Origin of the sequence: Limnomicrobium aquaticum, from assembly GCF_040545545.1 — a bacterium.
GTDB lineage: Bacteria > Pseudomonadota > Alphaproteobacteria > Rhizobiales > Rhizobiaceae > Ensifer_A > Ensifer_A aquaticum.
Map to the genome: position 1 here is coordinate 137,469 of NZ_JBEPMB010000001.1, position 26,422 is coordinate 163,890.

General features: G+C 61.4%; 25 protein-coding genes. 12 read left to right on the forward strand and 13 right to left on the reverse strand.

Annotation, left to right across the window (positions count from 1 at the left end):
• Positions 1-93: 93 nt before the first annotated feature.
• A complete protein-coding gene (locus ABID16_RS00690; protein WP_354554164.1) occupies positions 94-684 on the forward strand; it encodes an ATP-dependent Clp protease proteolytic subunit in 591 nt (196 codons plus the stop codon).
• A 34-nt stretch (positions 685-718) separates the two neighbouring features.
• On the opposite strand, the gene ABID16_RS00695 is transcribed toward ABID16_RS00690, so the two are convergent.
• Positions 719-1,531: a pseudouridine synthase gene (locus ABID16_RS00695; RefSeq protein WP_354554167.1), complete on the reverse strand. Its 813-nt coding sequence runs from the start codon at positions 1,529-1,531 to the stop codon at positions 719-721.
• A 95-nt stretch (positions 1,532-1,626) separates the two neighbouring features.
• Here ABID16_RS00695 and prmB point away from each other — a divergent pair, with 95 nt between their 5' ends.
• From prmB to leuA, 3 genes are all read left to right on the forward strand, one after another.
• Positions 1,627-2,547 (forward strand): 50S ribosomal protein L3 N(5)-glutamine methyltransferase, encoded by a 921-nt coding sequence (gene prmB / locus ABID16_RS00700; protein WP_354554170.1) that lies wholly within the window; start codon positions 1,627-1,629, stop codon positions 2,545-2,547.
• 362 nt (positions 2,548-2,909) lie between these two features.
• A complete protein-coding gene (locus tag ABID16_RS00705) occupies positions 2,910-4,082 on the forward strand; it encodes a benzoate/H(+) symporter BenE family transporter (protein ID WP_354554172.1) in 1,173 nt (390 codons plus the stop codon).
• A gap of 330 nt (positions 4,083-4,412) precedes the next feature.
• The gene (gene leuA, locus ABID16_RS00710; RefSeq protein WP_354554175.1) at positions 4,413-6,113 is read left to right on the forward strand and encodes a 2-isopropylmalate synthase; all 1,701 of its coding nucleotides are present in this window, start codon (positions 4,413-4,415) and stop codon (positions 6,111-6,113) included.
• 39 nt (positions 6,114-6,152) lie between these two features.
• Here the strand turns inward: leuA and ABID16_RS00715 are convergent, their stop codons facing one another.
• Positions 6,153-6,341, reverse strand: coding sequence for a hypothetical protein (locus ABID16_RS00715; protein ID WP_354554178.1), 189 nt, complete (start codon positions 6,339-6,341; stop codon positions 6,153-6,155).
• A 95-nt stretch (positions 6,342-6,436) separates the two neighbouring features.
• Between ABID16_RS00715 and ABID16_RS00720 the strand changes: the two genes are divergently transcribed.
• Positions 6,437-6,601: a DUF2256 domain-containing protein gene (locus tag ABID16_RS00720; protein ID WP_354554180.1), complete on the forward strand. Its 165-nt coding sequence runs from the start codon at positions 6,437-6,439 to the stop codon at positions 6,599-6,601.
• Between the two features lie 6 nt (positions 6,602-6,607).
• Here ABID16_RS00720 and ABID16_RS00725 read toward each other — a convergent pair whose 3' ends face one another.
• Positions 6,608-8,590, reverse strand: coding sequence for a putative bifunctional diguanylate cyclase/phosphodiesterase (locus ABID16_RS00725; protein WP_354554183.1), 1,983 nt, complete (start codon positions 8,588-8,590; stop codon positions 6,608-6,610).
• 259 nt (positions 8,591-8,849) lie between these two features.
• Here ABID16_RS00725 and ABID16_RS00730 point away from each other — a divergent pair, with 259 nt between their 5' ends.
• Complete coding sequence (locus tag ABID16_RS00730; RefSeq protein ID WP_354554185.1) at positions 8,850-9,893, forward strand: class I SAM-dependent methyltransferase; 1,044 nt, start codon at positions 8,850-8,852, stop codon at positions 9,891-9,893.
• A gap of 108 nt (positions 9,894-10,001) precedes the next feature.
• Here ABID16_RS00730 and atzF read toward each other — a convergent pair whose 3' ends face one another.
• The 9 genes from atzF to ABID16_RS00775 form a co-directional block, all read right to left on the reverse strand.
• Positions 10,002-11,801 (reverse strand): allophanate hydrolase, encoded by a 1,800-nt coding sequence (gene atzF, locus ABID16_RS00735; protein ID WP_354554188.1) that lies wholly within the window; start codon positions 11,799-11,801, stop codon positions 10,002-10,004.
• 14 nt (positions 11,802-11,815) lie between these two features.
• The gene (locus tag ABID16_RS00740) at positions 11,816-12,151 is read right to left on the reverse strand and encodes a cupin domain-containing protein (RefSeq protein ID WP_354554190.1); all 336 of its coding nucleotides are present in this window, start codon (positions 12,149-12,151) and stop codon (positions 11,816-11,818) included.
• The gene (locus ABID16_RS00745; RefSeq protein WP_354554193.1) at positions 12,148-12,810 is read right to left on the reverse strand and encodes a cysteine hydrolase family protein; all 663 of its coding nucleotides are present in this window, start codon (positions 12,808-12,810) and stop codon (positions 12,148-12,150) included. The genes ABID16_RS00740 and ABID16_RS00745 overlap by 4 nt, the downstream gene beginning before the upstream one ends.
• On the reverse strand, positions 12,810-14,351 hold the full coding sequence (locus ABID16_RS00750; RefSeq protein ID WP_354554196.1) for an ABC transporter ATP-binding protein: 1,542 nt from the start codon (positions 14,349-14,351) through the stop codon (positions 12,810-12,812). The genes ABID16_RS00745 and ABID16_RS00750 overlap by 1 nt, the downstream gene beginning before the upstream one ends.
• A complete protein-coding gene (gene biuH / locus ABID16_RS00755; RefSeq protein ID WP_354554198.1) occupies positions 14,348-15,025 on the reverse strand; it encodes a biuret amidohydrolase in 678 nt (225 codons plus the stop codon). Before biuH ends, ABID16_RS00750 begins: the two co-directional genes overlap by 4 nt.
• An 18-nt stretch (positions 15,026-15,043) precedes the next feature.
• The gene (locus ABID16_RS00760) at positions 15,044-15,967 is read right to left on the reverse strand and encodes an ABC transporter permease (RefSeq protein ID WP_354554200.1); all 924 of its coding nucleotides are present in this window, start codon (positions 15,965-15,967) and stop codon (positions 15,044-15,046) included.
• On the reverse strand, positions 15,964-17,076 hold the full coding sequence (locus ABID16_RS00765) for an ABC transporter permease (protein ID WP_354555867.1): 1,113 nt from the start codon (positions 17,074-17,076) through the stop codon (positions 15,964-15,966). Before ABID16_RS00765 ends, ABID16_RS00760 begins: the two co-directional genes overlap by 4 nt.
• Before the next feature lie 68 nt (positions 17,077-17,144).
• On the reverse strand, positions 17,145-17,384 hold the full coding sequence (locus tag ABID16_RS00770; RefSeq protein ID WP_354554203.1) for a hypothetical protein: 240 nt from the start codon (positions 17,382-17,384) through the stop codon (positions 17,145-17,147).
• Between the two features lie 20 nt (positions 17,385-17,404).
• Entirely contained in the window at positions 17,405-18,529 is a 1,125-nt protein-coding gene (locus tag ABID16_RS00775) for a BMP family ABC transporter substrate-binding protein (protein ID WP_354554205.1), read from the reverse strand.
• Between the two features lie 157 nt (positions 18,530-18,686).
• Here ABID16_RS00775 and ABID16_RS00780 point away from each other — a divergent pair, with 157 nt between their 5' ends.
• Entirely contained in the window at positions 18,687-19,619 is a 933-nt protein-coding gene (locus tag ABID16_RS00780; protein WP_354554208.1) for a LysR family transcriptional regulator, read from the forward strand.
• Positions 19,620-19,733: 114 nt separating this feature from the next.
• Here the strand turns inward: ABID16_RS00780 and ABID16_RS00785 are convergent, their stop codons facing one another.
• Positions 19,734-21,086, reverse strand: coding sequence for an MFS transporter (locus tag ABID16_RS00785; protein WP_354554211.1), 1,353 nt, complete (start codon positions 21,084-21,086; stop codon positions 19,734-19,736).
• 317 nt (positions 21,087-21,403) lie between these two features.
• On the opposite strand from ABID16_RS00785, the gene cyoA reads away from it, so the two are divergent.
• The 5 genes from cyoA (at position 21,404) to ABID16_RS00810 (ending at position 26,352) form a co-directional block, all read left to right on the forward strand.
• Positions 21,404-22,384 carry a ubiquinol oxidase subunit II gene (gene cyoA, locus ABID16_RS00790; protein WP_354554213.1) on the forward strand — a complete coding sequence of 327 codons (981 nt, stop codon included), beginning with the start codon at positions 21,404-21,406 and terminating at the stop codon, positions 22,382-22,384.
• 105 nt (positions 22,385-22,489) lie between these two features.
• Positions 22,490-24,484 (forward strand): cytochrome o ubiquinol oxidase subunit I, encoded by a 1,995-nt coding sequence (cyoB, locus tag ABID16_RS00795; RefSeq protein WP_354554215.1) that lies wholly within the window; start codon positions 22,490-22,492, stop codon positions 24,482-24,484.
• 4 nt (positions 24,485-24,488) lie between these two features.
• Positions 24,489-25,115, forward strand: a complete 627-nt coding sequence (cyoC, locus tag ABID16_RS00800; RefSeq protein WP_354554218.1) for a cytochrome o ubiquinol oxidase subunit III — start codon at positions 24,489-24,491, stop codon at positions 25,113-25,115.
• A 1-nt stretch (position 25,116) separates the two neighbouring features.
• Positions 25,117-25,524, forward strand: coding sequence for a cytochrome o ubiquinol oxidase subunit IV (cyoD, locus tag ABID16_RS00805; RefSeq protein WP_354554220.1), 408 nt, complete (start codon positions 25,117-25,119; stop codon positions 25,522-25,524).
• 75 nt (positions 25,525-25,599) lie between these two features.
• A complete protein-coding gene (locus ABID16_RS00810) occupies positions 25,600-26,352 on the forward strand; it encodes an SURF1 family protein (RefSeq protein WP_354554223.1) in 753 nt (250 codons plus the stop codon).
• The last annotated feature ends 70 nt before the right edge of the window (positions 26,353-26,422 follow it).

A 26,422-nucleotide genomic window follows, 5' to 3' on the forward strand; every position in this document is an offset into this window, starting at 1 on the left:
TCTTAAAGGCCTTTTAATTGTTGCATTGTTTTCTTGCCGCGAACGCCTTATCTCAGAGGCTATCGATGAAGAAAGATTCTGGAGTATCCGCGCATGCGCCTTGAAGAAGATGACGACGACAAGAAGACAGAAAAGCCGCTTGGCAAGGACGCGGAGGCGAATCTATTCAAGTCGCGGTCCATTTTCATCTATGGCGGCATTACGCAGGAACTCGCGCAGCGCGTTTGCGCGCAGCTCGTGGCTCTTGCCGCAGCCAGCGACGAAGACATCAAGATTTTCGTCAATTCGCCGGGCGGCCATGTCGAATCGGGTGACTCCATCCACGACATGATCAAGTTCATCAAGCCGAAGGTCTGGATCATCGGCACGGGCTGGGTCGCCTCGGCCGGCGCTCTGATCTACGTTTCCGTGCCGAAGGAACAGCGGCTTTGCCTGCCGAATACGCGCTTCCTGCTGCACCAACCGTCGGGCGGCACGCGCGGCATGGCGTCGGATATCGAAATCCAGGCACGCGAAATCATCAAGATGAACGAGCGCCTGAACAAGATCTTCTCCGCTGCCACGGGCCAGCCGGTCGAAAAGATCGCCAAGGATACCGACCGCGACTACTGGCTTTCGGCTGAAGACGCCCAGAGTTACGGTCTGGTTTCGAAGATCATCACCAGCCAGTCCGAAATCGGCTGATCGGGTTGATCTGAAGGATCAAAGGCCTCGCGCTTTAACCGGCGCGGGGCCTTTTTCGTTTCGCGGCGACGGCGTCGCGCAATTTCTGAAGCTCATCAGCGGTCAGTGCGCGGCTCTCGCCCTTGGGCAGTTCGCCAAGCGGAAGATCGCCAATGGCGACGCGGACAAGCCGCAGCACCTCGATATCGAGTGTTTCCAGCATGCGGCGGATCTGGCGGTTCTTGCCTTCGTCCAGTTCAATCTCAAGCCAGGCATTCTTGTCGCCTTCACGCAGGATGTCCGCGCGACGTGCCTGAAGAACATCTCCGTCATGCTCGACGCCGGTGATGAAGGCGGCGAGCTTTTCAGGGGAAACCAGGCGGTCGATCCGGACGTGATAGGTCTTCGGCACATGCGTTTGCGGATCGAGCAGGCCTTGCGCGAATTCCGTGTCGTTGGTGAAGAGAAGCAGGCCTTCGCTCGCCTTGTCGAGCCGTCCCACGGGCGAGAGATGGGCGTGATCGAGATGTTTCAGGCAATCGTAGACGGTTGGGCGGCCTTGCGGATCGTGGCGGGTGGTGACGAGCCCGCGCGGCTTGTTCAGCATGTAATAGACGAAGGCCTCGGCAGCGACCGGCTTGCCGTCTACCGCGATCCTGGATGTTGCGAGGTCCACCCAGGTTTCCAGATCCGTCGTCTTCTTGCCGTCGACGCTCACGCGGCCGGCCAGAACCAGCGCTTCGGCCTGCGTACGCGAACAGAAGCCGAGCTTGGAGAGAGCGCGGGCTACGGTGACGCGCTTGCTGCTCTCGCGAGGCTCAGGCGTGCGGCGTGGGGTAGGCGGCTTTCTGTCGGCTGGCTTTCGCATTACGTCCTTCACAAAATTATGCCACGGTTGACCCGTTTGACACGCTCACATAAAGCCTGAAACACCTTATCGCCAAGCCGGCTGGATCAAAGACCATGCAGAATTTCGATGACATCACCCGCGAGCTTGTCACGCTGCGCGACTATTGGCGCTACGCGATCTCGCGGTTCAACGCCGCCGACCTGAGCTACGGCCACGGCACGACGACGGCAGGGGACGATGCGGCATTCCTGCTGCTGGACTCGCTCGATCTGCCGATCGACGTGCTCGATCCGTTTCTCGATGCCCGGCTGCTGCCCGACGAGCGCCGGCTGCTTGCCGAGCGGATCGAGGAGCGCGTGACGAGCCGCAAGCCGTCCGCCTATCTCACCGGGCGCTCTTATATTCAGGGCGTACGCTTCCATGTCGATGAGCGCGTGATCGTGCCGCGCTCGCATATCGGCGAAATCCTCTTCACCGAATATGGCAGCGAAGAGGGCTCGTCCTTCCTGCCGGACCCGGCGCTGGTCGAAAGCGCGGTCGATATCTGCACGGGCTCTGGCTGCCTGGCGGTGCTTGCCGCCAAGTTCTTCCCCTTCGCTTCCGTCGACGCGGTCGATCTTTCGGAAGACGCGCTGGAAGTCGCTAAGATCAATATCGACGAGCACGATGTCGAGGATCAGGTGACGCTCCATCACGGCGATCTCTTTGAGCCGCTGGCTGGCCGCACCTACGACCTCATCATCACCAACCCGCCTTACGTCGACGCCGAGACCTTCGCGGCCTATCCGCCGGAATATCAGGCCGAGCCGGAAATGGCCCATACGGGCGGCGAAGACGGGCTTGATCTCGTGCGCGTCATCCTGGCTGAAGCGCCGAAGCACCTGAACCCCGGTGGCGGGCTGCTCTGCGAAATCGGCTCGGGGCGAGACATTCTCGAGGCGGAGTTTCCGCATCTGGAGTTCCTGTGGATCGAGACGGAGAATGCGCCGGATTCGGTTTTCTGGATTACGGCTGAGGCGCTTGGGGTGGAGTGAGGGGCGGTTGCGCCGTCACTTTTCGGAGTTCTTGAAAAGAAGACCCCTCCCCACCCTCCCCACAAGGGGGAGGGAGACACTGTCGTGCCGGTTTCCCGTCTCTGAACCGTTGTGCCGTTAGCGACGGAAGTCGTGTTCGGCAGCTGCTGAGGTCGAGATTGGTGGCGACGGCGCGCCTTTCCGTCTCCCCCCTTGAGGGGGAGATGGCGGCAGCCAGAGGGGGAAGCGACAACCACCTCTGCAAGCGAAGGCGTGCATTTTTTTCCACCGCCGATCAACGGTTTGCGACCCCCTCAACCTTGCCAAGCCCCTTCCACTCTGGTCTGTCTCCCTGCTCGTATAGACCAACACCCGGCCGCATCATGCTCAAAGACTTCTCCCCGCAAGCCTTCACCATGGGGCTACTTGCCGCGTTCGTCGGCTTTGCCAGTTCGTTTGCCGTCATCCTGCACGGGCTGACGGCCGTTGGGGCGACGGCGGGGCAGGCGGCTTCGGGGCTGGCGGCGCTTTCTGTGGCGATGGGCGTTCTCGGCATCATCCTGTCGGTGTGGACGCGGATGCCGGTGTCGGTCGCGTGGTCGACGCCGGGGGCGGCGTTGCTGGCCGGGACCGGGGCGATTGCCGGCGGGTTCGGCGTGGCGGTCGGGGCGTTTCTGGCCGCGAATGTGCTGGTCGTGCTGGCCGGGCTGGTGCGGCCGGTTGGCAATGCGGTGACGAAGATCCCGCAGGCGGTGGCAAGCGCCATGCTGGCGGGCGTGCTGATGGAACTGTGCTTTGCGCCGGTCAAGGCTGTAGCGGCGTTTCCGGCGGCGGGGCTCATCATCTTCGCGGCCTGGGCGGTTGCGGGTGCGTGGAACCGGCTGATGGCGGTGCCGGCGGCCCTTCTCGCCTTTGCGGCGCTGACGGTTTATCACTTCCCGGCGGGCGCTTTTGCGACGCTGCCGACGGCGAGCCTGCCGTTTGAATGGGTGACGCCGGGCTTCAGCTGGCAGTCGATGATCTCGATTACCGTGCCGCTCTTCTTCGTGACCATGGCCTCGCAGAACATACCGGGCATCACCGTGCTCAAGGTCAACGGGTTCGAGCCGCCGGCGGGGCCGCTCTTGGCGGGAACGGGTGTGCTGTCGATCCTTGCTGCACCCTTTGGCGGGCACGGCGTCTGTCTTGCGGCGATTACCGCCTCCATGTGCGCCGGACCGGATGCGCATCCGGAGCCGCGCCGGCGCTACTGGTCGGCGATCATGGCCGGCATTTTCTACGTTCTCTTCGGGCTGTTCACCGGTTTCATCACATGGTTCGTGGCGCAGGCGCAGCCGATTCTGATCGAGGCGGTGGCGGGGCTTGCGCTCTTCGGAGCCTTCTCGGCCTCGGCCAGTGCAGCCTTCAAGGACCCCGACACACGCGAGGCTGCGGCCGTCACGTTCATGGTCACAGCCTCGGGTCAAAGCTTTGCGGGAGTCTCCGGCGCCTTCTGGGGATTGCTGGCCGGGATCGCGGTTTATGCCCTCGGAAAGGGCATCAAGCGGAAAATTTGATCAACCTCTTGCCAATTTCGCGGGCAGCGCGTATACGCAGCCTCATGACGAACAGCTTGAAGAAATTTTCGAACGAAATCGCCCGCGGCCATCGCGCCATGCGGAGCCGTTCGGCTGCCGTCAAATCGCTTCTTCTTCTCGGCCTTACGCGCGGTTGCCGGGTCCTCTGAAGAAGCGCCCGGCGGCCGAAAACCGCCTCGGGCTCTCAAATCGCTTCTTCGCAATCACCCCATGAACTGAATTTCGGGCCGATTCGCCCGCATTCGTGTATCGCCAAAGCGGGCCTCATGGTCTAAGAGCGATCGCGACTGGAAGTTTCGAGAAGAAGCGATGATCAAGCAGACCTACCATCCCCAGGACGGCATGCCCAATGCGGCCGTGAAGTATCAGCCCTATCCGCAGATCGCCCTGACCGACCGTACATGGCCGTCCAAGACCATCGTGACGCCGCCGATCTGGTGCTCGGTGGACCTGCGCGACGGTAATCAGGCGCTCATCAACCCAATGGGCCATGATCGCAAGGCGCGGATGTTCCAGCTGCTGCTCGACATGGGCTTCAAGGAAATCGAGATCGGTTTCCCCTCCGCCTCGCAGACCGATTTCGACTTCGCCCGCTGGTGCGTGGAAGAGGGCGGTGTGCCGGAGGATGTGTCGTTGCAGGTGCTGGTCCAGTGCCGGCCCGAGTTGATCACGCGGACTTTCGAGGCGCTGCAAGGTGCCACCAAGCCGATCGTGCATTTCTATAATTCGACCTCCGAGCTGCAGCGCCGCGTGGTGTTCGGCAAGGATGTCGCCGGCATCAAGCAGATTGCCGTCGATGCGGCCAAGATGATCCGCGACATGGCAGAGAAGGCCGGCGGCGGCTTCCGCTTCGAATATTCGCCGGAAAGCTTCACGGGCACTGAACTCGAAGTGGCGCTGGAAATCTCCAATGCCGTCATCGAGGTCATGCAGCCGACGCCGGACAACAAGCTGATCCTGAACCTGCCGGCAACCGTCGAGATGGCGACGCCGAACATCTATGCCGACCAGATCGAATGGATGTGCCGCAACATTCACGATCGCGGCAATGTCATCGTCTCGCTGCATCCGCATAATGACCGTGGCACGGGGATCGCCGCGACCGAACTCGGCCTGATGGCCGGCGCGGACCGCGTCGAAGGCACGCTGTTCGGCAATGGCGAGCGCACCGGCAATGTCGATATCGTGACGCTGGCTCTGAACATGTTCACGCAAGGGGTCGATCCCAAGCTCGACTGCTCGGATATCGAGCGCATCAAGGCCGTCTACGAATATTCCAATGAGCTGAAGATCCCGGAACGCCACCCTTATGTCGGCGAGCTGGTCTATACGGCTTTCTCCGGCTCGCATCAGGATGCGATCAACAAGGGCATGAAGGCGATCAAGGTCGCCAACAAGCCGCAATGGGAAGTGCCTTACCTGCCGATCGACCCGCAGGACGTCGGGCGCTCCTACGAGGCGATCATCCGCATCAACTCGCAGTCGGGCAAGGGCGGCATCGCCTATATCATGCAGGAAGACTACGGCATCAACCTGCCGCGCAACCTGCAGGTCGAGTACCGCGACGAGATCCAGCGGATCACTGACGAAGAGGGCGTGGAAGTTCAGCCGAAGCGCATCTACGAGCACTTTATCGAGCGCTACGTGTCACAGCCCGGCGCACGTCTCAAGTTCGTCGATCATCATTCCTATGTCGATCCGGCCCATCCGGGCCTGCGCATCGTTGCCGCCGAAATCACCGACAAGGGAGAGAAGAAGCGGATCGAGGGCAGGGGCACCGGGCCGATCGACGGCTTCGTCAACGCGCTCTCGACCTATCTCGGTTTCGACATGACGGTGAACGATTATTCCGAGCACTCGCTCCAGCATGGCTCGAATGCGTCTGCGATCTCCTATGTGGAGGTTTCGGCCAAGGGCAAGAAGCTTTTTGGCGCGGGCATCAACACGAATATTGTGACGTCGTCGCTGGAAGCGATCGTGTCTGCGGCGAATCGGTTCGTCTCGGAATAAGGCGCTCTGCGCCGCGTTTTTCGGGGGCTCTGCATGAGCCTATCTAAGCAGATCGATCACAATGTCGAACAACGTCGCGCCGCCGATCGGCGCGACGAGAAGCAGGACGAGGTTCAGGCCTGCGATCCAGAAGAGGGTCTTTTGCTGGTTCAGCGTCAGCTCTGGTCGCGGGTTGCGGTCCTTCTCGGGTCTGTCGCCCGGCCCATGTCCGTTTGTGTCCAGATACATCTGGTGGCCTCCTCTTCACATCTGAGATTACGCAAAAAGGACGGGGCCGGATTTAAGCCTTAATCCGGCTTTCTGGACGGCGCGTATGTCCCGGCATGAGAGTTGCGAAGCGAACAAACAAAGCTGATCTGCCGCAGAAAGATTGCGCGGCATGCGGACGCCCGTTCACATGGCGCCGCAAATGGGAACGTGATTGGGAAGCGGTGCGCTACTGCTCCGATCGGTGCCGGCGCGAAAGGCGAAAACCGTCGCCCCCGTAATCCGGCTCAGGCGCAATTGTTGGCGGAACCATGTGCAAGCACGGCCTCGAGAGGCTGGGGTCTTCCGAGATAAAAACCCTGCATCGTGTTGACGCCCAGACGTTTCAGCAGTTCGACCTGCTGCTTGGTCTCCACGCCTTCGACAAGAACATGAACGCCGCGATTGCGCAGCAGCCGGACGATGTCCTGCAGCATGCTTGAGCCACGGGCCGACTCGCAATCATGCAGGAAGGCACGGTCGATCTTCACCACGTCGAAATCGAATCGGCGCAGCCAGGCGAGGCCGGCGAACCCCGTGCCGAAATCGTCGAGCCAGACCTGAACGCCGAAGGCACGCAGCTGCTCGATGTTTTTCTGCGCCTGGGTTTCAAGCGCAATGTCGATGCCTTCGGTCACTTCCAGCGCGAGCTTCTTCGGCGAAATGCCGAATTGCCCGATGATCTCGGTGACCTGCAGCGGGAAGCCGGGTGTCTTAAGCTGCATGGCGGAAACGTTGACGGAAACGACGTCGCCCATGCCGTGCCTTGCGATGTCGCGGCAGGCCTGCTCGATGGCCCAGCGCCCCAACTGGTGGATCGCGCCGGTCTGTTCGGCGACTGGAATGAAGACGGCAGGGCTGATCAGGCTGCCGTCGAAGTCGCGCAGACGCATCAACGTCTCGTAACCGATCAGCTCGTTGGTCCGGGTATCGATAAACGGCTGGTAGACCACGGAGACAAGCTCGCGTGCGATCGCCAGCTTGAGCAGTTCGGCAAGATTTTCGCCCGATGCGTCGCGCGAGGTTTCCGCGGGATCGTAGATCGTGAATGTCGCGCGTCCGGCAAACTTCGAGGAGTAGAGAGCGCGGTCGGCCTGCTGAAGCAGGACCGTCAATTCGAGGCTGCCATCGTTGCGGGTCATTGTTGCGCCGGCACTGATCGTCACAATGTTCCGGTCGTCGCCACGGTCGGGATGGGGAATGGCCAGTGCTTCGACGCGCTTGCAGAAGATTTCTGTCAGCTCGCGAAGTCCTGTCTGCGAATTGACCTTGGACAGGATGACGAATTCCTCGCCGCCATGGCGACCGGCAATCGCGCCGAATTCGTCTGCGGTCTGCGCGAAGACGCGGGCGAGTTCGATCAGGCACTCATCACCCGCATGATGGCCAAGGCTGTCATTGAAGCGCTTGAAATAATCGACGTCGACCAGAATCAGGCCGATCTGCTCATTCTCCGCAAGCCCGTTGCGCGTCATGTTCAGAAAGTGCTGGCTAATGGCGCGGCGATTGCGAAGCCCGGTCAGCGGGTCCGTTTCAGCAATCTTTTCGAGCTGCTGACCTTTTTCGATAGCGACCTTTTCCTGGATCTGCGCCTGCAGCGAATGAAGGAAGGACGTGTATCGCTCGAGGCTCAGCTGCCAGGAAAAGTAGAGAGACAGGAGGAGGATCGAGATAAAGTAGAGAGACAGCAGGCTCCGTGCGACCTGGTTGATGTCCAGCGACACCATCAGTCCATAGACGAAAGCTATCGTGACAGTTGCCGATGCGAGAGCCGAAAGCCAGAACCGGAAATTGAAGAACAGATTGGCTCCGAGAACGAATATGGTTCCGAAAACCATGAATTGCGAAAGTGTAACCTGTTCGGACGAGTGTAAGGCGGGAATCAGCCAGCCGATTGCAGCAACCATGATTCCGGTTGCTGCTGCAAGATGAATGAATGTCAGCGAGCGTGTGGTTCTGGCGGCAAGCTCAACGAGGGCCACGAACAGGATGCCGACCCCGATGCGCACCATGATCAGTGTGCCGGCAACGTCGGGGAGCAACAAACTGTCGAGGAAGCAAAAGAGTCCGTTAACGAAGGCTGCGGCGAGGATGCCAAGACGCACGGTGCGGATGTTCTGGTCCGCGTTCTTCTGCATCAATAAGGACAACAGAAAGGGATCGGCTGGTTTCCACCATGGCCGGTGCAGGGCAGCGACGGCGCGCCGCGCGACTTCGTCAGTCAACTCCATAGGCACCATTTTCCCTTGTAGGCGAAAATAATTCACCTTTTGGACGAATTGACACGGTTATACCTGTCACTGTCCCTTTTAATGCTATTTCTGCTAATCCAAGGTAAACGCGGCAAGTACGTTTCTTGCAAACGGTTGCGATCAGCCTAACGCAAAATGCGCAAATTAACCAAATTTTAATTAAAAACTTTCGCAATTTCCAAAACGCGCTACTCTTCCGGACGTGGAAGTCAGGGCGGTCGATTGAGGAGTTGCGTGTATGCAGTCGACAAAATCGCATATCGATGAACAGAGCATGATTACCCCAGCGCTGGTCGCGCGGTTCGGACGGGGTGCAGCGGAAATCCTCGATGAGGTGAAGCTGCGTGAGAAGAGAGCCCAGCTGGCGCTGGTTCTCGAACTGACCCGCCAGCGTTTTGAGCGCGGCGAAAATACCAGCGAAACAGTGGCCCGTCTGGCCGCCGACCTTCACGATCTCCGGATCTCGGCCGGGTCGGCCGTCTGGAAACATCTGATCCCGATTGCGCAGGCGCATCCGGTCAGGGAGTTCCTTCTTCAGGACCCATTCACCAAATGGTCTTTTGAGAAGCCCCGTGGTTATTCGGGTGATGCAGGCCTGCTGGACATCATCTATCAGCATCCGGCGGCGAGCGAAGTCGTCGGTGCGGCCTCGGAACTCGGGGCCGAGATTTTCGCCTATACCGTCCAGGCGACCACGTCGGTTGCCGCCCGCGAACGCCGCGAAATTCTGGCTCGCGAGGTGGATGCGGCTGCGGCTATCAGTGACAAGGCTGAGGTTCTTGCGGTTGCCTGCGGGTATCTGCGTGAGTCGGAGCTTTCGCAGTCTTTCAGAGACGGGAAGCTTGGCCGCTGGGTGGCACTTGATCAGGACGAGTCGAGTGTCGATGTCGTTGCTGCTGCCAATCCCGGCACGGCCATCGTTCCCATGGTCGGCAATGTCAGCGGGCTGATGCGCCGCAACTACGATCTCGGCTCGTTCGATCTGGTCTATGCGTCCGGGCTTTACGATTACCTGCCCTATGCGGTGGCCGTTCGTCTGACCCAGCGCCTCGTCGACATGCTGAAGCCTGGCGGAGCCTATCTTTTCGCCAACTACAGCGACGAAATCCGCACCGACGGCTACATGGAGACTTTCATGGACTGGCCGCTGATCCTTCGGTCGGATGAGGATATGCGGGGCATCGTGAATGCCGCGGTCGACCGCAACAAGGTCGAGACGGAAGTTTTCTACGGTGAGAACCGGAACATCGTTTATTCCCGCATTCGCCGGAAGAGTGCCTGACACGATCCGTCGCCCGGCTTTGCCGGGCGACGTCCAGCCTACGCATCTCCAGTCACAGTCTTGCCCGGCCTTGCTTCCCTGCATGGTCGGGCTCCTTTTTGCTCTGGATCAATGGCGATCGAGATAGGCGCGCCAGCCGCCGAGATGGGTGATGTCCTCGGCGCCATCGGTGCCTGCGGTCTCGCAGAGGAAGCCCTTGACGCTCGTCCCGTCTTCCAGCCGGATCGTGCCGATGCCGAGCGGGGAGGGTATGCCCTGCATGAATTCACCGAAGCGGGAAAGCGGGACCGACCAGACTTCAAGCGCGATGGAGGCGCCGTTTTCCGAGCGCACCAGTCCTGGCCGTTTCGGCGGGCCCCCGGCCAGCGCGTAAAGGCGATATTGCGGGGCGGTGCGGCCGGCGAAGAGGAAGCGTCCACCGCGCCCGGCGATCTCGTGGTTGAGTGGAAGGCCGCTCATGTGCGCGCCGACAAGCGCGATCGCCATCTCGTCCGCGCCGGGAGCGGGAGCGGAAATCGCGGCGCCATCCGTCGGCAGCGCCCAGCCCGTCGCTCCGAGTGTGACGCCGGCGCCCTCATGCAGCATGCGTGCGATACCTGCGAGGGTACCATCCGCGCCGCTCTTGCCCAGAAGCGTGACACTTCCGGGGCGACCGTCCTTGCGGGCCGCCACGGGAACGGCGATGCCGGACATGTCGAGCAGGTTGACGAAATTGGTGTAAGTCCCGAATTTGGAATTGGGGCCGATGGGGTCCGCTTCCAAATCCTTTACGGTGAAGAAGCAGGGGATGGTCGGAACGCAAAGGCAATCCACCGACTCAAGCATCGGCTCCGCCTTCCGCTTGAGGTCCGCCAGGCGGTAGATGCCTTTGAAGGCATCAGCGGCTGAGAGTTTTTCCGCACCGCTGATGATCTGCCGGGTGACCGGATGCATGATCTCCGGCCGCTCCTTCATGATGTTTTCAGTCGCTGCATAGCGCTCCGCCACCCATGCGCCCTCGTAGAGCATGGCAGCGACCTGATAGAGCGGCGTGAAGTCGAGTTCGACAATCTCGTGGCCGAGTGTTTTCAGCGTTTCGCAGGCGGCGGCGAAGGAGGTGGCCTGGACCTCGTCGCCGAAGAACAGGCGCGTCTTTTCGTCCGGCACGCCGATCTTGAGACCTTTGGCGGGCGTGGCAAGCTTCATCGGCGCGAAGCGTTTCGAATAGGCGTCCGCTTGGTCGTAAACGCTGGCCGCCGCATAGGCCGCGAAGGCGTCATCGACCGTCAGTGCGAAGACCGAGATCGTGTCGAGCGTGCGGCAGGCCGGAACCATGCCCGTGGCCGAGAGGCTCCCGAGCGAAGGCTTGAGGCCCACAATGTTATTGAGCGCTGCCGGCACGCGGCCGGAACCGGCCGTGTCCGTGCCGAGCGAGAAGGTGACGATGCCCCGCGCGACCACGACGCCGGACCCGCCGCTCGACCCGCCGGGAACGATCTCCGGATCGAGCGAATTCTTCGGTACGGGATAGGGGGTCCGCACGCCGACAAGGCCGGTGGCGAACTGGTCAAGATTGGTCTTGCCGATGACGATGGCGCCAGCTTCCCTCAGCCGTGCCACCACGAAGGCGTCGGTCTTGGCGTCATAGGCAAAGTCCGGGCAGGCGCAGGTGGTTGGCATGCCGGCGACGTCGATATTGTCCTTGACCGCGAAGGGGACGCCCCAGAGCGGCTTGGCCGGATCATGAGGGCCGAGCGCTGCGGCGGCAGCGACCGTTTCAGCCTCTTCCGGAAGATGGATGAAGATGCCCGGATCGTCGGCGAGGCGGATCCGGCGGTAGACTTCAGCGATGACGGTTTCGGGCTTGAGGCCGGCGGCGTAGGCGCTACGGAGCGAGGAGAGGGTGAAGGGCAGGCTTTCGATATTCACGGGGTATTCTCGCTTCACTCGAGGATTTTCACGGGCTTGGCCCATTGGATCAGCACGACGCAGCCTTCCTGCGACTGGACGGAATGCACGGTTCCTTGCGGGTTGGTGACCAGCGTGCCGGTCTCGTAAAGCCCGTTTTCGTCGCTTTGCGAACCTTCGAGCACAAGGATCGTTTCCAGCCCCTCGTGGAGATGCTGCGGTACTTCCGCGCCGGGCTGGTATCGGAGCAGCGCGATTTCCGGCTCGCCGCGCACCAGGCGGCAAATATCCACGCCGTCGCGAAAATATTCGAACTGGCATTCGCGCCAGCCGCCCTGAAGGAATTCGGGCATGTTGATCGCAGTTGTCATGACAGGGCCTCCACGATGCTGGAAACGGGGGCCACCCAGCCGACAATCGCGCCCTGCGCGGTCATCATGTCGATGGCGGCCTTCTTGAATTCGGGGAAATAGCTTTCGGTCGCGTCCTCGGCGAGCAGGCACTCGTAGCCCCGGTCGTTGGCCTCGCGCATGGTGGTCTGCACGCAGACTTCCGTCGTCACGCCGGCAAAGACGAGCTGGGTGATGCCGCGTTCCTTCAGCATGTCGCCGAGAGGGGTGGCGTAGAATGCGCCCTTGCCGGGCTTGTCGATGACGATCTCGCCTTCAACCGGATAGAGTTCGGGCACGATATCCGCACCCGGCTCGCCGGAGACGAGGATGCGGCCCATGGGGCCCGGATCGCCGATGCGCAGCTTCGGATTGCCGCGATCCTTCTTTGCGGGCGGGCAGTCGGCGAGATCCGGCCGGTGGCATTCGCGGGTGTGTACGATGGTCAGCCCGGCCTTGCGGAAGCCGGTAATCAGCGCGGCGGTCGCCGGGATGATGGCCTGCAGGCGGGTCACGTCGTTACCCAGCGTTTCACCAAAGCCGCCGGGCTCGACGAAATCGCGCTGCATGTCGATGACGATAAGTGCCGTCTTCTCGGGCTCAAGGTTGAAGTCGAAGGGTCGTGCCTTGATCGTCGCCATCAGTGATGCCCTGCCATGTATTTGCCGATCTCGCCGATTTCGGCGCTCGCCGCCGGGGTCTCGTAGGCGATGTGTCCTTCCGACATGACCAGGATTCGGTCCGACAGCTCAAGGATCTCGTCGAGGTCTTCGCTGATCAGCAGCACGGCGGTGCCGGCATTGCGGGCGGCCATGATGCGGGCGCGGATTTCGGCCACGGCGGAAAAATCGAGGCCGAAGCAGGGATTGGCGATGACGAGCAGATCGACCTCGCCGGTCAGTTCGCGGGCGAGCACCGCGCGCTGCACATTGCCGCCGGAGAGCGAGGCAATGGGCGAGGCGAGCGAGGCGGTCTTGACCTTATAGTCGCCGACCAGACGGGCTGCTTCGGCCATCATGCGGCGGCCGTCGAGCCAGAACTGGTTCTTGCCGCCCTTGGCGTCGAAATCGCGGAAGAAGATGTTTTCGGCGACCGTCATCTTCGGCGCGCAGGCGTTCTTCAGCGGCTCTTCCGGCAGGTAGCGGACGTTGAACTTGCGGGCCTCGGTCCGGCTCGCCTTGTATGGCGTGTCCTTGACGCGGATTTCGCCTTCGTCCAGCGGGCGCTGGCCGGCGAGCATCTGCATGAGTTCCATCTGGCCGTTGCCGGAAATGCCGGCGATCCCGACGATTTCGCCGGCCTTGACCTTGAGATCGCCGATCTCGATGGTCTTGAAGCCGGAGCGGTCGGGCGCCTTCGCGCCCTTCACCTCAAGGATGACATTGCCGCTGGTTTCGACGCGCTTTGCGGAGCGGACGAGTTCCTTTTCGCCGATCATCATGGCGGCCATGTCGGCGGTCGAGAGATCGGAGACCTTGCCGCCGCCGGCATATTCGCCACGGCGGAGCACCGAGACTTCATCGGCGAAGGCGGTGACTTCGCGGAACTTGTGGCTGATCATCAGGCAGGTGAGATCGCCCGCCGTGGTGAGCCCGCGCACCATACCAAGCAGTTCGTCGGCCTCCGATGGCGTCAGTACCGAGGTGGGCTCGTCGAGGATGAGGAACTTGCGTCCGAGATAGAGCTGTTTCAGCAGTTCGAGCTTCTGCTTCTCCCCGGCGGCCAGCCGGCCGACCGGGACATCGAGCGGCACCTGGAAGGGCATTGTCGCCATGAAGGCAGACAGCGCCTCGCGCTCTTGTCCCCAGTTGATCTTCGCCGGCACGTCGGCGCGGCTGATGACGAGGTTTTCGGCGGCGGTGAGCGAGGGCACAAGCGTGAAATGCTGGTAGACCATGCCGAGCCCGAGATCGTGGGCGGCGCGGGGGTTGGGAACCTCCACCTCGCGTCCGTCGATGGTCAGCTGGCCAGCGGTCGGCCGGTTGAAGCCCATGATGCATTTGACGAGCGTCGACTTACCGGCGCCGTTCTCCCCCAGCAGAACATGGAAGGAGCCAGCGGGCACCTTGATCGAGACATCGCGCAGCGCGGTGAAATTGCCGAAGCGCATGGTCATGCCGAGCGTTTCGAGCGAGAGTGCGCGTGCCGGCGGGTGAGGAGTGCGTTCGAGAACGTGGTTCATGGCAGTGCGCTCACCAGTTTTTCAGCATCGGAAACCGAGCCGAAGACGCCGCCCTGCATCTTGACCATCTTGATCGCGGCAGCATGGTTGCCGGGATCGGTCGCGCCGCAGCAGTCTTCCAGGATCAGGCATTCGAAGCCGCGGTCGTTGGCCTCGCGCATGGTGGTAGACACGCAGACATCGGTGGTGATGCCGGTCAGAATGATGTTTTCGATGCCCTTGGTGCGCAGGATGAGTTCGAGATCGGTGGCGCAGAAGGAGCCTTTGCCGGGCTTGTCGATGATGATCTCGCCGGCAATCGGGTAGAGTTCATCGATGATGTCCCAGCCGGGTTCGCCGCGCACGAGGATGCGGCCGCAGGGCCCGAGATCGCCGATGCCCGCGCCGATCTGCTGCGAGCGCCAGCGCTTGTTAGGCGGCAGGTCGGAGAGATCCGGGCGGTGGCCTTCGCGGGTGTGGATGATGTGGTAGCCCTTTTCGCGCATGGCGGTGAGGACCTTCTTGATCGGCTCGATGGGCGCGCGGGTCAGCGAGAGGTCATAGCCCATCTTGTCGACATAGCCGCCTTTCCCGCAGAAATCGGTCTGCATGTCGATGATGATCAGCGCGGTGTTTTCAGGGCGCAGGTCGCCGTTATAGGGCCAGAGATAGGGGTCTGCCTTTACGGTGGTCATCGTTGCGGTCTCCAGTCGTTATTTGGTGATGCTGAGTTCGCCGGGGGCAGACGTCATCGCCCGCGTGGTCGAACTGGTGGCAATGAGAAGGCCGAGGGTCAGCACGTAAGGTGCGGCGTAGAAGAGGTAGTAGCCTTGCGTGACGCCGACCGATTGGAGGGCTGGTCCCAGCGCACCCGCGCCGCCGAAGAGGAGCGAAGCATAGGCGCAGTTGATCGGGCTCCAGCGGGCGAAGATGACGAGTGCGACGGCCATCAGGCCCTGACCTGACGAGATGCCTTCGTTCCAGCTGCCGGGATAGTAGAGCGAGAGATAGGCCCCGCCGATGCCGGCCAGCGCCCCGCCGGCGGCGGTCGACCAGAGGCGGACGCGATTGACGTCGATGCCCAGCGCACGGGCCGCGTCGGCACTGTCGCCGGCGACGCGGATGGTGAGGCCGACTTTCGTGTTCTTCAGCATCCAGGAGGCGGCGATGGCCAGTGCTATGCCGGCGATGAAGAGAACGTTGACGCGCAGTGCTGCCTGCACCTGCGGCACATCAGACCACCAGCCGAGCGAAAAGGCCGGCAGATGCGGGGCGACGGGCTGGATATAGGGTTTGCCGAAGAAGAAGGCGAGGCCGGAGCCGAAGATCATAAGCGCAATGCCGAGCGCAATGTCGTTGACCTTGGGCAGTTTGCAGATCCAGCCATGGAAGAGGCCGAAGAGCATGCCGAAGAAGGCGGCTGCGAGCAGGCCGAGCCAGGCGGAATTCGTTTGATAGGCCAAGGCGTAACCGCTCATGGCGCCGAAGACGAGGGTTCCTTCGAGGCCGAGATTGACGCGCCCGGAGCGTTCCGTCAGCGCTTCGCCGACCGAGACGAAGATGAAGGGTGTGGAGACGCGGATTGCGCCGCCGAGAATGGCAAGGGGCACGCCCCAGAGGCCGATATCGGTCGTCATGTGCGGTCTCCCTTCATGAGCTTGACGATGCTGACCTTGTCCTGCAGCGCATCGGACAGAAGGATGGTGATGAAGACGATGCCTTCGAGCACGAGAATGGTGGCATCCGGCAGGTCGAGTCGGCGCTGGATGAGGCCGCTGGAGGCTTCAAAGCCGGCAAAGACGATGGCGGCGGGGATGATGGCGAGACCATTGTGGCGGGCGAGGAAGGCGATGAGGATGCCAGTGTAGCCGTATCCGGCGGCGAGCGAGGCATTGGCCGAACCATGGACGGCGGCCACCTCGAACATGCCGGCGAGCCCTGCGAACGCACCGCCGAGCGCGGTAAAGCCGATCATGAGGAGACCTGCCGGAAGGCCCTGAATTTGCGCCGCTTTCACATTGCCGCCAACGATGCGGGCGGCGAAGCCCCAGGTCGTGCGCTCGATGAGCAGCCAGCAGAGAATGCAGCCGACGATGCCGACGGCGAGGCCCCAGTGAACGCCGGCGCCGGGGATCTCGCCGATGCGCCAGGCTTCGGGCAGGGGTGCAGTCGAGGGCTTGTTGAGGCTCGCCGGATCGCGGAGCGGGCCTTCGACGAGATGGTTCATCAGCGCGATGGCGATATAGGCCATGAGCAGCGAGGAGATGGTTTCGTTGACGCCGCGCAGGTGCCGTAGTGCACCGATACCGCCGATCCACGCGCCACCGGCGAGGGCAGCGGCGAGGCCCATCAGGATGATACCGAGAAAACCGGGGAGGCCGGGGGCGAGCATGGCGACCGCACCGGCGGCCACACCACCCAGAACGATTGCGCCTTCACCGCCGATGATGACGAGGCCGAGGCGGGCGGGGAGCGCCACGCAAAGGGCGGCAAGAAGGAGAGGGGCGGCGCGGGCGAGTGTGTTCGTCCAGGAAAAGCCGGTGCCGAAGCCGGCCTTGTAGACGATCTGGAAAAACTCGATCGGCGACTTGCCGAGAAAGAGAAGGAAGATCGAGAAGATGAGCATGCCGACGAGGAGCGCTGCGAGCGGCAGCAAGATCGCGTCCAGTTTCCGGCCCAGCGTTTCGGCCGTTTCGGCATTGATGGCCCCGGTCGTGGGGCTCGCAATTCCTGCTTCCGTGGTCATGGCCTGTTGTTCCTTCGGATCATGGGAGGAGCCGCGCGCCGGTGAGCGCGCAGCCAGGTCCGGTCTGTTCACGCGGGCTTGTCTGGAGAGGTCCGGTCATCAGAGATGTTCGCCACCCAGATCACCTGATCGCCTTTTGCTTCCTGAAGCTTGAGGAAGTAGCCGTCGAGGCAGACGAGCGGCGCCTCTGTGTTCTCCGTTGCGCCTTCTTCGGGCCCGAAGCCCTCGGCGGCGTCAAAGGATAGCGGGGCCTGGAAGGACCAGGATATGAAGCCGCTGGTCGGGTTCCTACGCTTCAAGCCAGTCATGACAGAATTCGAAAACCCGCTCATGAAGTCGACCCGATGACGCCTTCAACGAGGTAGTTCATGCTCTCGAGCTTGACGTCGGTTTCGGCAAAGGCCTCGCCGTCCTTGGCGACAACATTGCCCTTGTTGTCCTTCAGCGGCCCCTTGATGACCGAGAAGCCGCCCTTGAGGATGGTTGCCTGCGTCGATTCGAACTGTTTGCGTGCCGCTTCGCTGACGGCGGGGCCGAGCGGGCTCATCTTGATGAAGCCTTCCGAGAGGCCGCCGCGCACGAAGTTCGGGATCGTCTCGCCCTTGAGCGTGGCGTTGACCATGTCGGTATAGACCTTGCCCCAGTTCCATTCGGCGCCGGTGAGGTACTTTTCCGGTGCAAGCTTCGACTGGTTGGCGTGGTAGCCGCAGAGATACATGCCGCGGCCGGCGCCGGTTTCCATGACAACCTTCGGACCGTCGACATGGCAGGTGATGACATCGACGCCCTGGTCGGCCAGCGCGTTCGTCGCTTCTGCTTCCTTCACGGCCAGCGACCATTCGCCGGTGAAGATCACCTGGCAGGTGATGGTCGGGTCAACCGAGCGCGCGCCGAGCAGGAAGGAGTTGATGTTCAAGAGAACCTGCGGGATCGGCTTGGCGGCAACAAAGCCGATCTTCTTCGTCTTGGTGGCGTGGCCGGCGGCAATGCCGTTCAGATACTGCCCCATGCCGATATAGCCGAAATAGGAGCCGACATTCTTCGGGTTCTTCTCGGTCCAGAGGCCGCCGCAATGTTCGAAGCGGACGTCCTTGTATTTCGGCGCGAGCGCCAGGATGTGGGGGTCGAAATAGCCGAAGGAGGTCGGGAAGAGCAGTGTCGCACCATCGAAATTGATCATCGATTCCATCGTCTTCTGGACATCGACGGTTTCCGGTACGCGCTCTTCCTCGACGACCTTCACGCCGGGGATCTTCTTGACGACGGCAGCGCCTTCGGCATGCGACTGGTTATAGCCATAGTCGTCCTTCGGGCCGACATAGATGAAGCCGACGGTGAGACCCGCCGCGCGGGCGACGCCGCCCGGCAGAAGGCTGGAGGCGGCAGCAAGGCCAGCGACGCCTGCCGTGTTTTTCAGGAACTGGCGGCGATTGGGTGTCCAGATTTTCGTCATTGCAATGCTCCCCGGTGCGGTTCGAAAATTTTCAAAATGTCTTGTCTCTCGCGCGCCCTGATCCTTGGGAAGACCGTCGCGCCGAATTGCAAGGACACGTTATTCGTATGGACCCGCAAATGTCTTGTGCTATGTTTTGGCCAGGCCGCTGCAAAAAATGCAGCAGCAGGGAACGAAGACGATGCGCCACCTGACGACCTTCCGCTATATCGACGCCGTGGTGAAAGCCGGCTCCATTCGGGGCGCGGCGGAAAGTCTGGCGATCACGTCGACAGCGCTCAACCGGCGCATTCTGGCGATCGAGGAGGAGCTGGGCGTTCCGATCTTCGAGCGGCTGCCGCATGGGGTGCGGCTCTCCAGCGCCGGCGAGCTTCTCATCCACCACATCCGCAACCAGATGTCGGACATGGAGCGGGTGCGCTCGCAGATCGCCGACCTGTCCGGCGTCCGGCGCGGTCATGTCTCGATCGCCTGCAGCCAGGCATTGCTGCCCTTCTTCCTCCCGACCGAGATCTCGCTTTACCGGGGTGAGCATCCGAACGTCACCTTCGGCGTGCATGTGCGCGACCGCGAGGCGGCGGAGCGGGCGCTGGTGGATCACACCGCCGATATCGCGATCGTCTTCGAGCCTGTGCGGCTCGCTGATTTCATGACGCTGATGCGCGTGTTCCAGCCGGTTCATGCCGTCATGGGGCAGGGCCATCCGCTGGCGGCAAAGGAGGTACTTCGCCTCAGCGATTGCCTCTCCTATCCGATTGCGTTGCCGACTGCGCCCTATGGCGTGCGGCATCTTATTGACATGGCGATGCAGACGGCCTCAGCGCGTGTGGAGCCGGTGATCGAGTCGGACAGTTTTGAGTTCCTGCGCAATCACGCGGTCGCGGAAAATATCCTGAGCTTCCAGATCCCCATCGGGCTTTCGCAGCAGACGAGCACGGGAGAGCTGATTTCGCGGCCGATTGACCGCCGCGACGTGCCGGCTGGTGTGCTCTATATGGGGCAGTTGAAGGGACGAACGCTGCCGGTGGCAGCGGCGCGTTTCGCGGCACAATTGTCGGCGTCGCTGGCAGCGAAGTTCGAAGTCTCCTGAAACGCGAAACGGCGCCCCGTGGGGCGCCGTTCCTGTATGTCCGGACTGGAGGGTCGGGAATAGCTTTGTTTGTCGCACATCGCGATCACAAGATCGCGAAACACGAGACATGCTTCAGTCGTCCATCGTTTCCAGCTTGCGGCTGAAGGCGATGGCGCCGAGTGTGCAGACGGCGCCCGAGAGCAGATACATGCCGACATAGGCGACGCCGAAGGAGGTCGCGAGGCCAAGCGCCACGAGGGGCGCAAAGCCTGCACCGATCAGCCATGCCATGTTCGACGTCAGGGCAGCACCCGAGTAGCGGTAGACCTTGCCGAAGCGCGAGGCGACCGCCCCGGCTGCCTGGCCGAAGGACAGGCCGAGCAGCGCAAAGCCGATGATCACGAAGGCATCGAGGCCGCGCGAACCATAGGAGAGCAGAACCGGTGCCACGATGCTGAAAATTGCGATCAGCACGGCGGCCACGGCGAGCAGGCCGCGACGACCGATCCTGTCGGCGATCACGCCGGAAAGAATGATCGTGCCCGTGCCGACGATCGCGCCGACAAGTTCGACCAGCAGGAAGCTCGAAATGTCATGATCCGTGGTCAGCGTCACCCAGCTCAGCGAGAAGATCGTGACGAGGTGGAACATGGCAAAGCTGGCAAGCGGCGTAAACGTCCCGATCAGCAGATCGACGCCGTGGTTCTTCACGAGATCGACGGTGCGGACGGGGGCAAGTTCAGCGCGGTCGAGAAGCGCGCCGAATTCCGTGGTGGCGACGAGCCGAAGACGGGCAAAGAGCGCCACGACGTTGATGGCGAAGGCCACGAAGAACGGGAAGCGCCAGCCCCATTCCAGGAAGTCGGCCTGGCTGATGGCCGAATGGAAGTAGGCGAAGAGACCGGCGGCAAAGATGAAGCCGATCGGCGCACCGAGCTGCGGCATCATCGCGTACCAGCCGCGGCGGTTCTGCGGTGCGTTGAGCGCCAGAAGCGAGGCCAGACCATCCCATGCGCCGCCGAGCGCGAAGCCCTGGCCGAGCCGGAAGACGATGAGAAGGGCGATCGCCCAGTTGCCGATGTCCTTGTATCCCGGCAGGAAGGCCATGGAGGCGGTGGAACCGCCGAGGATCAGGAGGGCGGCGACCAGCTTCGTGCCGCGGCCATAGGCGCGGTCAATCGCAGTAAACACCACCGTGCCCACCGGACGGGCGAGGAAGGCGAGAGAGAAGACCGCGAACGACAGGAGGGTGCCTGTCAGGCGGTCCGTGAAGGGGAAGAAGAATTGCGGGAAAACGAGGACCGAGGCGATCCCGTAAACAAAAAAGTCGAAAAATTCGGACGAACGGCCTATGATGACGCCGAGCGCGATGCTGCCGGGATCGGTCTTGCTGTCCGCATTGATACGCCGCGCATCGCGCTCGCTGGATGACGAGCTGGGCGAGTGCGAACGAGGCTGGTCTAGTGATGCACTGTATGAATTCATAGGCTGCTCCTCCTGCAGAAAACGCGGCTCCGAGGATTTTGTTCGAACCAAATTCTCCCAAATCGGTTCGAGCTCGAAACAGCGCCCTGAACACCACTATGCGCCTGCAAAATTGCTGCGTCAAATGGCCTCATGAGCAATTGCAACAGAAATCGTGATTGTACTTTGAATTCAGTATTTTAAAGTCTTCGCGAACGCAAAAGACCGAAAATCGCCACAATTTTTCTTGCGTTGCGGCAAATCGGCCTATGGCCTTCTTGATCCAGATCATTTACCTGCCCGTTTCGGGAGGGAGAGGACGAAGCTGGAATCGGAAAATGCGACCTGAAACAAAGATGTTATCAAAGGCGGGGCTCATTGCGGCACTCGCCTTGCCTCTTGCTTCCTGCAACATGGTAGTCATGTCGCCTTCGGGCGATATTGCGACGCAGCAACGCGACCTGATCGTGGTCTCGACCATCCTGATGCTGCTCATCGTGGTTCCCGTCATCTTCCTGACGCTGTTCTTTGCCTGGCGTTACCGTCAGTCGAACAAGACTGCCAAATATGATCCGGAATGGCATCATTCAACCCGCCTCGAGGTCGTGATCTGGTCGGCGCCGCTTGCCATCATCATCGCGCTGGGCTCGATCACCTGGATCAGCACCCATACGCTTGACCCCTATCGTCCGCTGGACCGCATCTCCGCAGAACAGCCGCTTTCCGCCGATCACAAGCCGTTGACGGTCGAAGTGGTCGCGCTCGACTGGAAGTGGCTCTTCATCTATCCCGAACTCGGCATTGCCTCGGTCAACGAGCTTGCCGCACCGGTCAATACGCCGATTCGCTTCAAGATCACCTCTGCTTCGGTGATGAACTCCTTCTACATTCCGGCTCTTGCCGGGCAGATCTACGCCATGGCCGGCATGGAGACGAAGCTTCACGCCGTCATCAACAAGCCCGGCGAATATGAAGGCTTCTCGGCCAACTATTCCGGCGCTGGCTTCTCCCACATGCGCTTCAAGTTCCATGGCCTCGATCAGGCCGGCTTCGACAAATGGGTTGCCGAGGTGAAGGGGAGCGGTCAGCCGCTCGACAAGGCGACCTACATGCAGCTTGAAAAGCCGAGCATCAAGGAGCCGGTCCGTCACTATGCCACGACCGACACGTCACTCTACAGCGCCATCGTCGACATGTGCGTCGAGCCCGGCAAGATGTGCATGAGCGAGATGATGGCCATGGACAAGGGTCTGATCTGCCGCATCCCCGAGCCGACGACAGCCGCCCGCGAGGAAAAGGCCATCCGCCCGGCCACCTGATCCGTACACTACGATATGATCCCGGCCGCTTCACTCCGCGTTCTCACGCTTTCAGCGGCCGGTTGAAAACCGTTTCATTTGCAAGAACAAAGTTGAGGTAATCCGATGACTGCGGATTGGACATCATTGCTGTTCGGGAAGCTCACTCTCGAAGCCATTCCCTATCACGAGCCCATTCTGGTCGTGACCTTTATCGGGGTTGCGATCGGCGGGCTGGCCGTATTGGGCGCGCTCACCTATTTCCGTCTCTGGGGCTATCTCTGGAACGAGTGGTTCACCTCGATCGACCACAAGAAGATCGGTATCATGTATATCGTCTTTGCCATCATAATGCTGCTGCGCGGCTTTGCCGACGCGCTCATGATGCGCTTCCAGCAGGCGATTGCTTTCAACGGGCATGAGGGATATTTCCCGCCGCATCACTACGACCAGATCTTCACGGCACACGGCGTGATCATGATCTTCTTCGTGGCGATGCCGTTCGTCACGGGCCTCATGAACTTCGTGGTACCGCTGCAGATCGGCGCCCGCGACGTGTCCTTCCCCTTCCTCAACAACTTCTCCTTCTGGATGACGGTTGCCGGCGGTATCATCATCATGATCTCGCTCTTCGTCGGCGAGTTTGCCAAGACCGGCTGGCTTGCCTATCCGCCGCTCTCCGACATCGCCTACAGTCCTGACGTCGGGGTGGATTATTACATCTGGGGCCTGCAGATCGCCGGTATCGGGACATTGCTTTCGGGTGTGAACCTGATCGCGACCATCCTCAAGATGCGCGCCCCTGGCATGTCGATGATGAAGATGCCGGTCTTCACCTGGACCGCCTTCTGCACCAACATCCTGATCGTCGCTTCCTTCCCGGTTCTGACGGCCGTGCTCGCGCTGCTCACGCTCGACCGCTATGTCGGCACGCATTTCTTCACGAACACGGATGGCGGCAGCGCCATGCTCTACGTGAACCTGATCTGGATCTGGGGCCACCCGGAAGTTTACATCCTGGTCCTGCCGGTCTTCGGCATCTTCTCGGAAGTCGTTTCGACCTTCTCGGCCAAGCGCCTCTTCGGCTACACGTCGATGGTCTACGCCACCTGCGTCATCACCATCCTCTCCTACATCGTGTGGCTGCACCACTTCTTCACGATGGGTTCGGGCGCGAGCGTGAACTCCTTCTTCGGTATCACCACGATGATCATCTCGATCCCCACAGGGGCGAAGATGTTCAACTGGCTGTTCACGATGTATCATGGCCGCATCAAGTATGAGGTCCCGATGCTGTGGACCGTCGGCTTCATGGTGACCTTCGTCATCGGCGGTATGACGGGCGTCCTGCTTGCCGTTCCGCCGGCCGACTTCGTGCTCCATAACTCGCTGTTCCTGATCGCGCACTTCCATAACGTGATCATCGGCGGCGTGGTCTTCGGTGTCTTTGCCGGCATCAACTTCTGGTTCCCGAAGGCCTTCGGCTTCAAGCTCAATGCCTTCTGGGGCAAGATGTCCTTCTGGTTCTGGTTCATCGGCTTCTACTTCGCCTTCATGCCGCTCTACGTGCTCGGCCTGATGGGCGTGACCCGCCGCATGAGCCAGTTCGAGGATCCGAGCCTGCAGATCTGGTTCGTCATTGCCGCCTTCGGCGCCTTCCTGATCCTGCTCGGCATCGGTTCGTTCATCATCCAGATCGCCTATTCGATCTGGAAGCGTGACGAGCTGCGTGACGAAACGGGCGATCCGTGGAACGGCCGTACACTGGAATGGTCGACCTCGTCGCCGCCGCCGGCCTACAACTTCGCGTTCACGCCGGTCGTTCACGAGATCGACCAGTGGTGGTTTATGAAGAACAATGGCTACCGCCGTCCGCTCTCGGGCTTCATCCCGATCCACATGCCGCGCAACACCGGCACGGGTGCAATCATCGGCGGCCTGAGCATCGTCTTCGGCTTTGCCATGGTCTGGCATATCTGGTGGCTGGCCATCGCGTCTTTTGTCGCGATCGCCGTGGTGACCATTGCCCACACCTTCAACTACAACCGCGACTTCTACATCCCGGCCGAAGAGGTGTCTGCTGTGGAAGCCCGCCGTTCCCAAATGCTTCCTGCGGAGTGAACCGATGAGCGCCAACACCTCGCATCATGCGCAACCCGCCGGTGAGCTCACCTTCTACATGAGGGAAGAGCACCATCCCGAGCAGAGCACCATGCTCGGCTTCTGGATCTACCTGATGAGCGACTGCCTCATCTTCGCGATCCTGTTTGCCACCTACGCCGTCCTCGGCCACTCGTTTGCGGGTGGCCCGGACGCCAAGGAACTGTTCGACCTGAAGCTCGTGGCGATCAACACCGCCATGCTGCTCTTCTCCTCCATCACCTATGGCTTTGCCATGCTGGAGATGGAAAAGGGCAACAAGGGGCTGATGATCAGCTGGATGATGGTCACCTTCTTCTTTGGCGCCTGCTTCCTCGGTATCGAACTTTATGAGTTTCACCACCTGATCGGCGAAGGCGCCGGCCCCTGGCGCAGCGCCTTCCTGTCGGCCTTCTTCACTCTGGTCGGCACGCACGGTCTGCACGTCACCTGCGGTCTCGTTTGGATGGCGGTTCTCATGGTGCAGATGAACAGGTACGGCATCAACGCCGCCAACAAGCGCCGCATGATGACGCTCAGCATGTTCTGGCACTTCCTCGACGTCATCTGGATCGGCGTCTTCTCCTTCGTCTATCTCATGGGAGTGCTCTGATATGGCTTCTCACGCTGACAGCCACGCACACGGCGATCACGGTCATCACGACCACCACCATGGCGACCACGCGAGCCACGGCACCTTCGGCTCCTACATGACCGGCTTCGTGCTCTCGGTCATCCTGACGGCGATACCGTTCTGGCTGGTCATGGGCAATGTCCTTGACGACAAGACCGTCACCGCCGTTCTCGTCATGGGTCTCGGCCTCGTGCAGATCATCGTCCACATGATCTTCTTCCTGCACATGGACACCAAGTCCGAAGGCGGCTGGAACATGATGGCGCTGCTCTTCACGGTCGTCCTCGTGCTGATCACGCTGTCCGGCTCGCTCTGGGTGATGCATAACCTGAACACCTACATGATGCCGTTGACGATGACGCCGGAAGCCGCCAAGCAGCTTCCCTGATTTGAAGAAGGCGGCCCGCTCGATCGGCGGGCCGCCCTTTGCCATTTTCATTGCGGGGAGGGGAGGTTCGAAGTCATGAACGATATGCCCATCTCCGAAAGCACGGCTCCGAAAGCCCCTCGCATATCGCGCCTGATCGGCATCGGATTTCTCACGCTTTTCTTTTTCGCGACTTTCATCGGCCTTGGGGTCTGGCAGGTCGAACGTCGTTCCTGGAAGCTTGACCTCATTGCGCGCGTCGATGCGCGCATCCATGCGGATGCGAGCCCGGTTGCCGATGAGGCGGCATGGCCGGCCGTGAATGCAGCCAATGACGAATACCGCCATGCGACGGCGTCTGGCCGCTTCCTTCATGACAAAAGCGCACTGGTCTATGCCGCGACCGAACGCGGTCCCGGCTATTGGGTCCTGACCCCCCTGCAGCTTGAGAGCGGTGCAATCCTCTATATCAATCGCGGCTGGGTGCCGACCGACCGCAAGGATGCTGCGAGCCGAGCCGAGGGCGATCCCACGGGGCCGGTTCAGGTGACGGGCCTGTTGCGGATCACCGAACCCGGCGGTACGCTGCTGCGCTCCAACGATCCGTCAAGCGGGCGCTGGTATTCGCGGGATGTCGAGGCGATGGGTAAGACGGCGGGTCTGACCCATGTCGCTCCCTTCTTCATCGACGCAGACGATACGCCCAACCCCGGCGGCCTACCGGTCGGCGGGTTGACCATCATCCGCTTCCCGAATTCTCATCTCTCCTACGCGCTCACCTGGTTTGCCATGGCGGCGCTGTCACTGCTGGGCGGGGCAATCCTGATCCGGGCCGAGCGGCGGCGATAAAATCCTTCCGGCACTCATAATTTTGCCTGAAACAAACTGTGATCTCGTCAGTTCCAAAGCGCTTTGGATT